Source organism: Pseudoxanthomonas wuyuanensis, from assembly GCF_900215535.1.
GTDB classification, from domain to species: domain Bacteria; phylum Pseudomonadota; class Gammaproteobacteria; order Xanthomonadales; family Xanthomonadaceae; genus Pseudoxanthomonas_A; species Pseudoxanthomonas_A wuyuanensis.
Map to the genome: position 1 here is coordinate 37,453 of NZ_OCND01000002.1, position 13,251 is coordinate 50,703.

Annotated in this window: 13 protein-coding genes and 1 tRNA gene; 8 read left to right on the forward strand and 6 right to left on the reverse strand. The window is 65.3% G+C overall.

The features are described 5' to 3' along the window. Positions 1-56: 56 nt before the first annotated feature. Positions 57-1,589 (reverse strand): alpha-N-arabinofuranosidase, encoded by a 1,533-nt coding sequence (locus CRO39_RS05175; protein ID WP_238394505.1) that lies wholly within the window; start codon positions 1,587-1,589, stop codon positions 57-59. A gap of 23 nt (positions 1,590-1,612) precedes the next feature. Next, positions 1,613-2,686 carry a glycoside hydrolase family 62 protein gene (locus CRO39_RS05180; RefSeq protein WP_097120833.1) on the reverse strand — a complete coding sequence of 358 codons (1,074 nt, stop codon included), beginning with the start codon at positions 2,684-2,686 and terminating at the stop codon, positions 1,613-1,615. Positions 2,687-3,094: 408 nt separating this feature from the next. Between CRO39_RS05180 and CRO39_RS05185 the strand changes: the two genes are divergently transcribed. Both CRO39_RS05185 and CRO39_RS05190 read left to right on the forward strand, forming a co-directional pair. Then, positions 3,095-3,688: a hypothetical protein gene (locus tag CRO39_RS05185; RefSeq protein WP_141400720.1), complete on the forward strand. Its 594-nt coding sequence runs from the start codon at positions 3,095-3,097 to the stop codon at positions 3,686-3,688. A 20-nt stretch (positions 3,689-3,708) separates the two neighbouring features. Beyond that, on the forward strand, positions 3,709-4,251 hold the full coding sequence (locus tag CRO39_RS05190) for a hypothetical protein (RefSeq protein ID WP_097120835.1): 543 nt from the start codon (positions 3,709-3,711) through the stop codon (positions 4,249-4,251). 107 nt (positions 4,252-4,358) lie between these two features. Here the strand turns inward: CRO39_RS05190 and CRO39_RS05195 are convergent. Next, positions 4,359-4,435 (reverse strand) — tRNA-Met (locus CRO39_RS05195). A gap of 120 nt (positions 4,436-4,555) precedes the next feature. On the opposite strand from CRO39_RS05195, the gene CRO39_RS05200 reads away from it, so the two are divergent. The 3 genes from CRO39_RS05200 (at position 4,556) to bfr (ending at position 6,044) form a co-directional block, all read left to right on the forward strand. Continuing rightward, positions 4,556-5,158, forward strand: coding sequence for an RNA pyrophosphohydrolase (locus tag CRO39_RS05200; protein WP_097120836.1), 603 nt, complete (start codon positions 4,556-4,558; stop codon positions 5,156-5,158). A 66-nt stretch (positions 5,159-5,224) separates the two neighbouring features. Beyond that, on the forward strand, positions 5,225-5,434 hold the full coding sequence (locus tag CRO39_RS05205; protein WP_097120837.1) for a (2Fe-2S)-binding protein: 210 nt from the start codon (positions 5,225-5,227) through the stop codon (positions 5,432-5,434). A 139-nt stretch (positions 5,435-5,573) separates the two neighbouring features. Beyond that, complete coding sequence (gene bfr, locus CRO39_RS05210; protein WP_097121291.1) at positions 5,574-6,044, forward strand: bacterioferritin; 471 nt, start codon at positions 5,574-5,576, stop codon at positions 6,042-6,044. On the opposite strand, the gene CRO39_RS05215 is transcribed toward bfr, so the two are convergent. The 3 genes from CRO39_RS05215 to CRO39_RS05225 all read right to left on the reverse strand — a co-directional run bounded on the left by CRO39_RS05215 (position 6,017) and on the right by CRO39_RS05225 (position 11,203). Next, positions 6,017-8,485, reverse strand: coding sequence for a hybrid sensor histidine kinase/response regulator (locus CRO39_RS05215; protein ID WP_097120838.1), 2,469 nt, complete (start codon positions 8,483-8,485; stop codon positions 6,017-6,019). The genes bfr and CRO39_RS05215 overlap by 28 nt on opposite strands. After that, positions 8,485-10,500: an EAL domain-containing protein gene (locus CRO39_RS05220; RefSeq protein ID WP_097120839.1), complete on the reverse strand. Its 2,016-nt coding sequence runs from the start codon at positions 10,498-10,500 to the stop codon at positions 8,485-8,487. The genes CRO39_RS05215 and CRO39_RS05220 overlap by 1 nt, the downstream gene beginning before the upstream one ends. Before the next feature lie 73 nt (positions 10,501-10,573). Further along, the gene (locus tag CRO39_RS05225; protein ID WP_097120840.1) at positions 10,574-11,203 is read right to left on the reverse strand and encodes a DUF4126 domain-containing protein; all 630 of its coding nucleotides are present in this window, start codon (positions 11,201-11,203) and stop codon (positions 10,574-10,576) included. A gap of 93 nt (positions 11,204-11,296) precedes the next feature. Here CRO39_RS05225 and CRO39_RS05230 point away from each other — a divergent pair, with 93 nt between their 5' ends. The 3 genes from CRO39_RS05230 to CRO39_RS05240 all read left to right on the forward strand — a co-directional run bounded on the left by CRO39_RS05230 (position 11,297) and on the right by CRO39_RS05240 (position 13,243). After that, positions 11,297-12,031, forward strand: a complete 735-nt coding sequence (locus tag CRO39_RS05230; RefSeq protein WP_097120841.1) for a DUF6776 family protein — start codon at positions 11,297-11,299, stop codon at positions 12,029-12,031. Positions 12,032-12,033: 2 nt separating this feature from the next. Then, entirely contained in the window at positions 12,034-12,456 is a 423-nt protein-coding gene (locus CRO39_RS05235) for a bactofilin family protein (protein ID WP_097120842.1), read from the forward strand. A 64-nt stretch (positions 12,457-12,520) separates the two neighbouring features. Beyond that, positions 12,521-13,243, forward strand: a complete 723-nt coding sequence (locus tag CRO39_RS05240) for a DUF6776 family protein (RefSeq protein ID WP_097120843.1) — start codon at positions 12,521-12,523, stop codon at positions 13,241-13,243. Positions 13,244-13,251: the final 8 nt, after the last annotated feature.

Consider the following 13,251-nt stretch of genomic DNA (forward strand, 5'->3'; position numbering starts at 1 on the left):
ATACAAGATGTGCGTTCGCGTTCGGGGCGCGCATGCTGAAGGTGACCGCGAGGCGACTACTCCTTCAAAGCGACCACCATCACGGCTTTGGCAGGCACATTGATCGACAGCTTGCCGCCTGCGGCGCGCGCGCTGAACGCCGCCGGCTTGATGGCCTGCGGATTCTGGAACGAGTTGTGCGCATCCATTGCGGCGGCGGTCAGCACGCGGCCGACCGCGCCCTTGACCTTCGTGCCGGCGACGTTGACGGCGACATCGACCGGCTTGTGCGGATCGGTGTTGACCAGTGCCAGGTACAGCTTGCCGTCCTTGGCGCGCGCCGCCGAAGCGCTCACGCCCGGAATGGTCACTTCGCCCAGGGTGTAGCGGGTATTGTCCTTGATTGCCAGCGGCAGCGACGTGGCATCCTGGAACGGCACATACATCTGGAACGCGTAGTAGGTCGGGGTCAGGACCATCTTCTCCTTGTCGGTCAGGATCATCGCCTGCAGGACGTTGACCATCTGCGCGATGGTGGTCAGGGGCACCCGCTCCGCGTGCTCATGGAAGATGTGGAAGTTGAGCGCCGCCACGAGCGCGTCGCGCAGGGAGTTCTGCTGGAACAGCGCGCTTCTGGCGCCCTTGTCGGCGTCGTCATACCAGGTGCCCCACTCGTCGATCATCATCCCGATCTTCTTCTCGGGATCGGTCTTGTCCAGTACCGCTACGTGATCTTTGATCAGCTGATCCATCTTCAAGGTATTGGCAAGGATCGAGATCCACTCGCCTTCCTTGAAGCCGAGGGCCGCGCCCTTGTCCTCCCAAGTGGCGCCTGCGATGGTGTACTGATGGACGCTGATGCCGATCGTGCGACCCTTCAGTTCCTTGCTCAGGACGTCGGTCCACGTGGTGTCGAAGCCACTGCCGCCGCTGGCGATCATTTTCGGTCTGGACTGCGCGGGCGCCCGCAGGAACGCTTCGTAATTGCTGTACAGGTTCGCGTAGTAGTCGGGCTTCATGTTGCCGCCGCAGCCCCACAGCTCATTGCCGATACCGAAGTAGGCGACTTTGAACGGCTTTTCGCGCCCGTTCTGCGCACGCAGCCTGGCCAGCGGCGAACCGCTCTCCGAAGTCATGTACTCGACCCAATCGGACATCTCCTGCACGCTGCCGGTACCGACGTTGCCGTTGACGTAGGCGTCGGCGCCCAGCATGTCGATCAGGTCGAAGAATTCGTGCGTGCCGACGGCGTTGATCTGTTCTACGCTGCCATTGCTGTGGACGTTGCTCGGGCGCTTGTCCTGAGGGCCAATGCCGTCGCGCCAATGATAGACGTCGGCGAAGCAGCCGCCCGGCCAGCGCACCAGCGGCACATGCAACTCCTTGAGCGCGCCGACCACGTCATTACGCCAGCCCCTGGTGTTGGGGATGTTCGACTTCGGGCCGACCCACATGCCTTCGTAGACGCCGGTGCCCAGGTGCTCGGCGAACTGACCATAGACGTTCTTGTTGATGACGGCACCAGGCTTGGCCGGATCGATGTCGATGGTCACGGCGGCGAACACTGGCGCGGTCGCCAGCATTGCAAGCGCCAGTACGCTGCTCTTCACTACACTCAAGGGCTTTTCTGCATTCATTTCTTGCACAACTCGCTGATGGCATTGGGCGCGGTGGCGCTGATCACACCCAGCCGATAGGGTAGTTCGATGTATTCGTACTTCTTGTCTTTTTCCATGTCCAAGCCCTGGTAGAGGAATCTCAGCGGCTGGCAGGGGTCGATGCTCAGCGTCTGGTCGACGCCGTCGCGGATCAGTTCGCCATGGGATACGCCTTCGGACCAGATCCGGCCGTTGAACTTGACGTTTTCTGCGCCAGCGAACATGTTCATCCTGGCGTCGGCAGTGGGTTGCCACTTGCCGTCCAGGCGATCGGCTGTCCAGGCCCGGAAGTACCTGCCGTTGGGCCCGATCGCTTCGATCAGCGTCAAGTACTGGTTGGTGCCGGTGATCTTGTAGGTGTTGCTCGCCTCGAACATGTCCTCGCGCTTTTCCTTCATGACGATAACCGGCTCGGAGAAGCCATGGGGGAAGCGCTCCACCGTTGTTTCACCGCGGAAGAAGCTGCCGTGGTCGTCGGTGAAGAACAGATGGCACTTCTTGTCGTCGCAGATGTTCCAGAAGTCCAGCCAGGCCGCCTTGCCCTTGGCGTCCTTGATGCTTTCCGGGATGGTCGGGTAGAAGGGCTGCGGCGCCGTCCATGAGCCGGGATCGGCCAGGTTCCTGGTCGTGGAATACAACGGGTCGCCGCCTTGGTAGATCAGATACCAGAGCTTTTGCGGCGCGAAATAGAAAACCTGCGGCGCTGCGCGGTAACCCGGCCCGATGGGGGACTGGTCGAGCATGAACAGGGGCGCCTTCGGCGCTTCGTCCCAATCGGCAAAGCTCGTATAGGCCATGCCCCAGCCCGTTACCGCGGCCGTGGTCATGAAAACATGGTATCGGTTGTCGTGGTAGACGATGGTCGGGTCTTTGACACCATGGATATCCTTGGCATCGGCGGGAGGCTTGATCAGGGGCTCGCCGGATTTCCATTCAAAAGGTTTGGCGCGAGTCGCGGGTTCCGCCGCATGAGCGAGCGTGCTCAATGCCAGGCATGACGCAAACCAGAGTGAATTGAACCCGGCAAAGGAGGATTTGTAGTTGTGCATAACTTCAACCATTGATGTCTACAGGGATTCGGCAGCAAAAAGGGGTGTCAAGACAATTAGTCTCGGCCGGCGACCACCCTGCCCGGCGCAGCCTCGGGAAGTTGTCCCTGGCACCTTTTTTGCGGTTCCGCTACGCCACCAGCTGGCGTTCCAGGGCTTCGCGTTGCCGGCTGCTGTCGTTGTGTCACGAGCTGTCATGGTTCAACCTCAAGGCGAAGCATAGGCAGGCACGTCGTGTCATATCCAATGAATTGTTCAGCGCGAGCGATAACGTTTTTGCGGCCTAGAAGGTTCCAGGTTCACTCACGCTGGATGGGACGCGGTCGCCCACGCGGACGGGCCACCGTGCACTGTCCGGCCATGGCGCCGAAAACGCGGCCGTAGTGGTCACGCGGGAAGGTTTCAAGAGTGATCTTGGGCGTATCGGGCCTGCCAGTGGTAGGCAGCCCCGGTCTGAATGTATTCCGCGATGATCTTGCGGGCGCCATCGCAATGGTGGCCAGCGAACGCGCTGCTCATCTTTCAAGCATTGATAAGAGACTGACGGTGCGGGTCGGCTACGTCAATGGTCGGGAGAGCTACAAGTTTTCTGCGGCAAAGCCAAGTGATGAATTTGTGGCAGAGCTCGTGATCCAGCCTGTCCAGCAGAAGGCCAACGTCGAAAATTTGCGAGACGCTATCAATTACGGCGTGCCGGTTGAGTTTGACGCTGCCGAGTTCCGAATGACGGGATCGCCTCTGTTCGATGAGATCGGAACAGGGCGCGGGTTGACCGGCCGCATTTCCATGCGGCCTCTCCGTAACGAAGCAGTGCAGGTAACCCTGATTCCGGGGGACAGATACAGTCTTACGGCGCCGTCGGTTCGGATCAACTCAAAGCTTTACCGAGGCGCCAAAGGGCTTGCGGTGCTCAGCGACGGCGAGCAGCTACCACTGAGCTTGCGGGCCGAATTTGATCCCAGCGAGGGTGGAACAAAGGCGAACATCAGTCTGTCCATTTAACACCTCTGGATACCTTTCCAGTGGTCCTCGCCAGCCTTTCAGCGCTCACCGGCTTCGCGGAGTGGTTTGAGCAAGCTACTGTAAAGCGGTCGGTATGGCTTTGCTTCGACTTTCAGGTAGCACGAGTACCTAAAGTTCTCGGTGAATCCGAGATCTCGCAGATGTTCCCGGTCTTTGGTCATTTGGCATATCTGTCGAAACTGCACGCAATCGCAAAGTTCTGCGCGTCAGGCTTCCAGCTTCCCGCCTCGTATGAGTTGTCGGATCAAGAGCTTGACGAGATAGATACGGTTTACTCGATTCTACGAGGGGATCGAGTCGAGATTGGGCTGCAATCGATGCAGTTCGACCCGCAACGCGAATTTGATGGGGGCTGCGGAGATTTTTTTGCCACCACGGAACTGGTCTTGATGGTTCTTGGCAAGGAAGTAGGGACCTTTCCTGTCGCCATTCAGCTTAACGGCTTCGCTTTGATGCCGGGAAGCGACCAGTTCAGCTGGAAGCTTCAGCGTAGCGAAGGTTCACAGTCGCTGCTTTGCTACGACGAAGGCCCTCGCTCGTAAGCCGCCATAAAGCCGGCTCCCAACCAGCCAGCTCGCTCCAACAAGCACCCACAAAAAAACCGCCACGCGGGCGGTTTTCTCTACAACATTGATTCCCAAGGGAATCATGGTGGCTATGGGTGGACTCGAACCACCGACCCCAGCATTATGAGTGCTGTGCTCTAACCGGCTGAGCTACATAGCCGCAAATGGAACCGCGTATTTTTCCTTCCCTTCGGCCGCCTGTCAATCCTTGAGTGCGCGCTTGTGGGCCGGTCGCGGCCGTGGCACAGTCCGGGACAGTAGATTTTCAGGAGTCCGCATCGTGATCGATCCGGACGGCTACCGACCTAACGTGGGCATCGTGTTGATGCGTCCGGATGGCCGGGTGTTCTGGGCGCGCCGGGTGCGCCGGGACGGCTGGCAGTTCCCCCAGGGCGGCATGAACACCGATGAGACGCCGGTCGAGGCCATGTACCGCGAGTTGCGTGAAGAAACCGGTCTGTTGCCCGAGCACGTCGAAGTGCTTGGCGCCACTCCCGGCTGGCTGCGCTATCGGCTGCCGCACCGCGCCATCCGCCGCAACGAGCGCCATGTCTGCATCGGCCAGAAGCAGGTCTGGTTCCTGCTGCGGCTGGTCGGCGATGAGGCCCATCTGCGCCTGGACGCCACCGAAACCCCCGAATTCGACCACTGGCGCTGGGTGGATTTCTGGTACCCGCTGGAGCATGTGGTCGTTTTCAAGCGCCATGTCTATGCGCGGGCGCTGAACCACCTGGCCCCGTTCGCCCGTGGCGTGGCCGGTAACCAGGCCGTCCCGCAGGCGTTGCCGGACCTGCGGCTGGGCGAACCGTCCCGGGGCCGCCCGCGGCCGCGAAACCGGCCGCCGCGTAAACGCGGCCAGGGCACCGAAGCCGGCAACAATTGACAATCATTCGCATTCGCGATGGAATAGCCCCCAGGCCAACCCGGCCTGCCGCCCGCTCCCGCCACCGTGTACGTCTGCATCTGCAACGGAGTCACCGAACGCCAGATCCGCGAGGCCGCCGCCAGCGGCTGCCGCAGCGTGGCGGAACTGACCATGCGTACCGGTTGCGGCGCCAACTGCGGCACCTGCCTGGACACTGCGGCGGCGCTGCTGGAACCGTCCCAGGGCGATAGCGGCAACCGTTTCCCCATCCTGAACCTGTCCCAGGCCGCCTGAGCCTTCCGCGCGCCGCATTGCCGCGGGCGAAGCGGCGCGCGCCGACGCGAGCGCCACGAAGTGAACACGATTCGCGTTACGCCATGTGGCAGGCGAAGGGGTTAACCTGCCGCCGTCCCCCGCAACCCGGAACATGGCCATGAAAGGCGACGCCAAAGTCATCGAATTCCTGAACAAGGCGCTCTACAACGAGCTGACCGCGATCAACCAGTACTTCCTGCACGCCAAGATGCTGAAGAACTGGGGCCTGAAGGAACTGGCCGAACATGAGTACAAGGAATCGATCGACGAGATGAAGCACGCGGACAAGCTGTCCGAGCGGATCCTGTTCCTGGACGGCCTGCCCAACTTCCAGACCCTGGGCAAGTTGCGCATCGGCGAAAACCCGCGCGAGCTGCTGGAATGCGATCTGGCGTTGGAGATGGAAGGCGTGCCGCTGCTGCGCGAGGCGATCCAGTACTGCGAAGGCGTCAGCGACTATGTCAGCCGCCAGCTGTTCGCCGACATCCTGGATTCGGAAGAAGAGCACATCGACTGGCTGGAAACCCAGCTGTCGCTGATCGACCGTATCGGCGAACCGAACTACCTGTTGACGAAACTGGAAGACTGAGCCGCCGCGAACGCGGCCAGCGGCTGCCCCAGCTGCTGCGAGGCATAGCCTTGCAGCGCCAGGCGCGCGCGCGCGTATTCGGCGATCACCAGCGCGACCGCAACCGCCGGGCGGTCCAGCTTGTTGGCGCGGGCGCCCAGTTCGACCCGCTTGGCGGCCGCCGACAGCGCCATCGCGCCGACATTGGCGCTGGAGGATTTCAGCGTATGCGCGGCATCGCGCATGGCGTCCAGGTCGGGAACCGCGGCGCTTTTTTCCAGCAACGCGATCAGCCGCGGCGCGTCTTCCAGGAACAGCGCGATGATGCGGGTGGTTTCGTCGCCGGCGATTTCCCGCAGTTCCTCCAGCATGCTCTGATCCAGCACCGGGAAGGCGGGCGCGGCCGGCGCGCGGCTCAGCGGTGACGGCGCGGGCGGAGTTTCCGGCTCCGCCGCCGCCGGCGCGGCCGGCGCATTGCGCAGGACCAGGCGCAGCTTGTCCGGCAGCCAGCGGTGCAGGCAGCCTTCCAACTGCTCTCGCGAAACCGGCTTGGCCAGGTAGTCGTCCATGCCCGCATCCAGGCAGCGCTGGCGGTCGCCGGCCATCGCGTTGGCGGTCATCGCCACGATCGGCAGCCGCCGTCCGGGCGTCAGCTCGGCTTCGCGTTCGCGCCAGCGGCGCGTGGCGGCGTACCCGTCCAGCACCGGCATCTGGCAGTCCATGAACACCAGGTCGAAGGTTTCGGCGCACAGCCGCTTGTAGGCGAGATCGCCATTGACCTCGGTTTCGCAGTCGAAACCCAGCGCGCCCAGCAGTTTCTGCGCGACCAGCAGATTGACCGGATTGTCTTCGACCAGCAGCAGCCTGACCTCGGGGGAACTTTCCGCAGTCGCGTTCATCGCGTTGCCTTCATTGGCAGGTGGTAAGGAGGTCGGGGTGGCGGTCGCCGGTGCAGGCGGTTGGGGGACAGCAGAAGGCGGCACCGTTTCGGGGGGATGAAACAGTTCGATCAGTTCGGTCGGGTCCGCGCCGGCGGGCTTGTCGTCGGCCAGGCTGCCGAGCAGGGCGGCGCGCAGATCCGCATCCGGCGACTGCCGCGACAACAGGGTGCTGCCGGCATGCAGTTCGGTCGGAATAGTGTCATCGCCATACAGCCATACCAGGCGGGTGGCGCCGGGATCCGGGCGCCGGGCCATGGCCCGGTGCAGCGCGAGCGCGGTGCTGCGGATGCCGCTGGCATCGGCCAGCACCGCCGCGTAATCGGCGCGGCCCTGTTCGCTGGCGGTCCGCAGGCGGTCCAGCGCCTCCTGGGTGGTTTCCACCGCGGTCAGCTGCAGGCCCCAGTTGGAAAGCAGCATCGACAGCCGCTGGCGCAGGCGGCTGTCGGGGGTGACCAGCAGCACGCGGCCATAATCGCGGGTATGGCCGTTGTTGCGCAGATCGCCAATGACCTTGAGCAGCGGCACTTCGAACCAGAACGTCGCCCCGCGGTCGGTTTCCGACACCACATCGATGCGCCCGCCCATCAGATCGACGATGCGCTTGCAGATGGCAAGGCCCAGCCCGGTGCCGCCGTACAGGCGCGTGGTCGACGCATCGGCCTGGGTGAAGGAGCGGAACAGCCGCGCCTGCGCCTGTTCGTCGATGCCGATGCCGGTGTCGCGGACCTCGAAACGCAGCAGGTGCTGGGCCGGGGTCTCGCCCAGCCGCCGCACCACCACGGTGATCGAACCGCGCTCGGTGAACTTGATCGCATTGCCGATCAGATTGCTCAGCACCTGCCGCAAGCGCACCGGGTCGCCGCGCACCGGCAACCGCACCGCCGGGTCCAGTTGCAGGCTCAGCCGCAGGCCCTTGTTCTCGGCCGGCCGATGCATCAGCTGCAGCACGCCGTCGAGCAGTTCGCGCAGGTTGAAGCCGGTGATTTCCAGCTCCAGCTTGTTCGCTTCCAGCTTGGAATAGTCCAGGATGTCGTCGACGATGCGCAGCAGCTGCAGCGACGAGGCGCTGGCGGTGTTGAGCATCTCGCGCTGGTCCGGCGCCAGCGGCGCACGCGAGAGCATGTCCAGCATCGGCACGATGCCGTTGAGCGGGGTGCGGATCTCGTGGCTCATCGTGGCCAGGAATTCGCCCTTGGCCATTGCCGCCGATTCGGCCGCCTGCTTGGCCAGCATCAGTTCCCGCTCGAGCTGGCTGTGCCGCTGCAACTCCCGTTGCAAACCGTCGCGTTCGGATTCGGCCATCGCCGCACGCGTCTGGCTGCCGGCCAGGCGCTGCGACAGCGCGCCCGCCTGCCAGGCCGCGATTGCCGCCAGCAGCAACGCCGCGGCAGCGGCGGCGATGGCGACCGTCGCCCACGGACCGGCCACGCCGGCCATCGACAGCGCCAGTGCGGTCAAGGTGACCAGCGCCGTCGCTGTCGCCAGCCAGGGCGTCACCGGCGCACGCTTGGGTACCGGCATCAAAGCACCGCGTTGTGGAAATCGAAGCCGAGTTCGCTGCCGACCGCCTGGACCAGGTTGCCCTGGATGAAGTCGATGCCGCCCATCCACATGGCCGCCGCCGCCTGCGGATCCTCGATTTGCTGGCCGATGACCTGCAGGCCGGCGTTGTGCGCCCGGTCGATGATCCCGCGCAGCTGATCGCGCAGCGCCAGATCGCTATGGGCGCTGGCGTAGCGGCTGGCCACCCGCAGGTAACCCAGCGGCAACTGGGTCAGCAGCGCGTCGGCTTCCGGGCCCGGTTCGAACTGGCTGAGGCAGAACTGCACCCCGGCCGGCATCAGCCGCTGGCAGAACTGGCGCAGGGTAACGCTGTGGATCAGCGCATCGGCCAGGCGCAGATCGATCACCAGCGAGGTGCCTTCGATGCCGCGTTCGGCCAGCGCTTCCAGCAGCCACTGCGCATGCGATTCGCGCGCCAGCGTGCGCGGCGATTGCGAGACGAACAAGCGTATCGACGGCCCCTGCGCCTGCCGTTCGGCCAGCAGGAACAACGCGTGCTCCAGCACCCAGTGATCGATCTGGGCGATGCCGCCGGCGGTTTCGGCGGCCGGAATCACCTGCGAGGCGGGCAGCAGCGAACCGTCCTGCTGGCGCATGCGCAGCAGCACCTGGTACTGCGCCTGGCCGCTGCCGGCCACCGCCACGATGGGCTGGTAGGCCAGCTCGAACTGGCCGTCCTCCAGCGAGATGCGCGGCGCGTCCTCGCTCGGCTGCGCCGGCGCGAAGGCGGCCAGGTTGCTGGGTTTCAGGCGCGCCTGCAGCACCGCGCGCTCGGTGGCCTCCAGAGCGCTGCCGGTGTCGGGGAAACCGTGCGACAGCGCGGTATAGCCAATCGCCCCGCGCAGGTTGAGCGGTTCGTGATCGCGGACCTGGAACGGGTGCTGGATCAGCCCCTCGCGCAAGCGCTGGGCGTGCTCTTCCAGGGTGGCCTCATCCATGTCGCGGGCCAGCATCAGGAAGCTGTTGTCGTTCAACCGCGCCAGCGGGTATGGCGCGGCGCTCTGCGCCAGCTGGCGGCCGGCCTGGTTGATCAGCTGTTCGAAACTGGCGTAGCCGAAGCGTTCGCGCAGGCTCAGCGCGCTGGCGATTTCGATGAAGAACAGGCCGCCGCCGGCTTTCTGTTGCAGCGCCTCGGAAAGCTGGTTGAGCACGGCGATGCGGGTGGGCAGGCCGGTGTCGCTGTTGAATGCCTGCGCACGCGGCACGGTGGGCAGCACGCGCTGGCGGGCGCGCTGGATGCGATTGGAGACCGCGGCGATCAGATGGCGCGGGCGGATGGGCTTGTTGAGGAAATCGTCCGCGCCGCTTTCCAGCACCTCGAACTGGCGCTCCGGATCGGGGTCGCCGGTCAGGAACACGATCGGCAGATGCAGGTATTCGGGCAATTGCCGGATCTGCATGGTCAGGGTCATGCCGTCCTGGCCCGGCATATGCAGGTCCATCAGCACCAGGTCCGGCTTGAAGCGCTGGATGGCCGCGACCACGCCATCGGACTGCATCTGCACTTCGGCCTGCATGCCGGCGCCATGCAGCACGCTTTGCGCGAATAGCGCCTGGCCGCGGTCGTCTTCGACCACCAGGATGCGGTAGGGGGTCTGATCGTCCGGCTTTTCGCCGCCGCCGCCGTCGGCCCGGGAAGGGGCGCTGGCAGGCGCGGGAGCCGATTGGGGCGGCGGAACGGCTGGGCTCTTGCGGGAGGCCGCCGCCCGTTGCGGCTTTGCGACGGCGGTCGCAATGTCCGCGGTAGCCGGTCGGTCGCTGGCGGCGGCCGGTTCCGGCACTTCCGGCACAGGGACGGATACGGCCACGGGCACGGACGCAGCGACGGCAACCGCCGGCGCAGCAGGCGGCTCGTCAACCAGCGCGGCGTCGCCTACCCAACGGCGCCAGTAACGGGCCGGCGGCGTTTCGGCGCGCAGCCGCTGCCGCGGAGCTTCATCCTGCGGACGTGACGCGGAATCGATTGCGGACATCAGGCGGCTTCCCCAAGCTTGGGTCCTATTATGCGATGAAGTTCACGGATTTGTATGCGAAGTTTCATTGGCATCAATGCGGCAGGGTGGAACGGCGGGCGGCGGCGGAAGAATCCCCGGGGGACGGCTGCAGCAGGCGATTCAACCCGCGCGACAGGCTGCGCCAGGCCCACCAGACCAGCAGCGCCAACGACACGGAAACCCCCACAACGATCACCAACGCGATCCAGGGGTAGGAAAAGGCCAACGCCAACCCGCCCAGCACCAGCGTGTCTTCGGTCAGGGAGGCTCCCCAGTTGCTGACAGGCTCCGGCGATGCGTTCAGCAGCGCGCGCGAGCCGCTTTTCAGCAGGTGGCTGGTCAGCGCCACGCCGGCGCCGGTCGCCAGCACGCCAGCGCCCAGCTCGCCGTCCGGCGACAACGTGGCCGCGGCCAGGAAGGCGCCGGCCGGCACCCGCGCCAGGGTCTGTAGCAGGTCCCAGGCCGAGTCCACGCCCGGAATCTTGTCGGCGAAGAACTCGGTCAGCGCCAGCGCCCCGGAAGTGCCCAGCACCCACCAGCTCTGGGTGGCCTGCAGCGCCGGCGGCAGCTCCAGCCAGCCCAGCGCGCCGGCCAGGCCGATTCCGAACACGGTCAGGTAGACACGGATGCCTGCCATCCATGCCAACAGTATCCCAATTACGAAAAGATGTGCTTCGGACATGCCGGCGATTCCCTATAGACTCAACGGCTCTGTTGAACCCACGAGTATAGGCGCCAAATCCGGCTGCCGGCTGCGTCCGGCGGCGTTCGACGTATGCCTGCCCATCCGCCCTCCCGCTATCAGATTGTCCTGCGCCAGCCCCGTGGCCGGCGCTGGCGGCTGCCGACCGTGCTTGCCCTGGCCTGGGTCGCCACCATCGCTGCCGCATGGAGCCTGGCGACCTGGCGCGCTGCGCCGGAGCTGGCGTCGGTCAGGCAGCGCCTGCAGATGAGCACCCGGCAGTTGGACGAGCAACGCGCGCAGGTGCGCGAGCTGAGCCAGCGCGAGGCCACCCTGGCCGTCTCCGAGCGCATCAGCCGCACGGCCAACAGCGAAATCCAGGCCAGCCTGGCCGAACGCGACGAAGAGATCGCCGGCCTGCGCGCCGATGTCGCCTTCTACGAACGCCTGGTCGGCGCCACCGGCCAGCGCAAGGGGCTGAGCGTGCACCTGGCCGAGTTCGCCATCGAACCCGGCGGCACCTGGCAGTACCAGATCATGCTGACCCAGACCCTCAACCGCGGCGCCATCAGCCAGGGCCAGATGCGCTTTTCGGTCGAGGGCGTGCGCGCCGGCAAGCTGGCCACGGTGGGCTGGGACGAATTGCGGCAGACCCCGCGCGCCAGCGGGCAGGACTATTCGTTCCGCTACTTCCAGCAACTGGACGGCAATGTGATGCTGCCGGCCGACTTCACCCCACAGCGCGTCAAGGTCCAGCTTCGGGGCGAAGATGTGGCTGTGGAACAGGCTTTCGATTGGAAACTCGCCACCTCAGCCGGAGGAAAATAACCATGTTCAAACCCAAGCCCACCCGTCCCGACGGGCAGTCCATCGACACCTTGATAGGTCCCCAGGTGATCATCCGCGGCGACATCTCCTTCAGCGGCGGGCTGTACGTGGAAGGCCACATCCTGGGCAAGGTGGTCGCGCAGGACGGCGAGAAGGCGGTGCTGACGCTGGCCGAACAGGGCAGCATCGAAGGCGAAATCAGCGCGCCGGTGGTGATCATCAACGGCCGCATGACCGGCGATGTCTATGCCAGGGACCGCATCGAGCTGGCGGCCAAGGCCCGCGTCCACGGCAATCTGCACTACCAGGTGGTCGAGATGAGCGCCGGCGCGCAGTTGACCGGCCGGCTGGTGCATGCCGATGCAGAGGCAACGGCGGCAGGCCCGGCGGCCTTCCAGGAAACGCCGGCGCTGGCTGAAGCCTGAGAACCCATTCCGGGGCGCAGCCACCGTTCAGAGCCCCCACAGCCGGGCCGGGCTAGGATGGGCCATGAGCGATCAGGCCACCCCCGCGACCGTCACCAGCGCCGGCCGGCTATGGCTGTATGGAATCGGGGCGGTGCTGTTGGCGGCATTGCTGTTCGGCGGCTGGGGCCTGTGGCAGGTGCTGGCCGCCTCGGGCGACGCCCCCAGTCCGGCCCAGTTCCGGGCCCAGCAGGAGCAGATCGACGCGCTGGAGCAGCGCGCCGCCACGCTGGCGCGTTCGGACCAGATCAGCCGCGATGCCAACCGCGATCTGCAGGGCGCATTGGCCGAGCGCGATGAGGAAATCGCCGGCCTGCGCGCCGATGTGGCGTTCTACGAGCGCTTTGTCGGCGCCACCGCGCAGCGCCGCGGCCTGACCGTGCACGAGCTGAAGCTGCAGCCGCAGACCGAGCAGGCCTGGCACTTCACCGCAACCCTGACCCAGAACCTCAACCGCGGCGCCATCAACGCCGGCCGCCTGCTGGTATCGGTCGAGGGCACCCGCGCCGGCAAGCTGCAAAAACTGGCCTGGTCGGATCTGCGCCAGCAGGACGACGCTCCCGGCGTGAGCTATTCGTTCAAGTATTTCCAGCAGGTCGAAGGCGATCTGGTGCTGCCGGCGGATTTCCAGCCGGTCCGGGTCATCGCGCGGCTGGTGCCGCAGAACGGGCCGGCGGTGGAGCAGTCCTTCAGCTGGGCCGCCGCGGCCGCCAAGGAAGGCGCCGGCGACGCCTCCGGCTTGAAGTAACCGCCCGC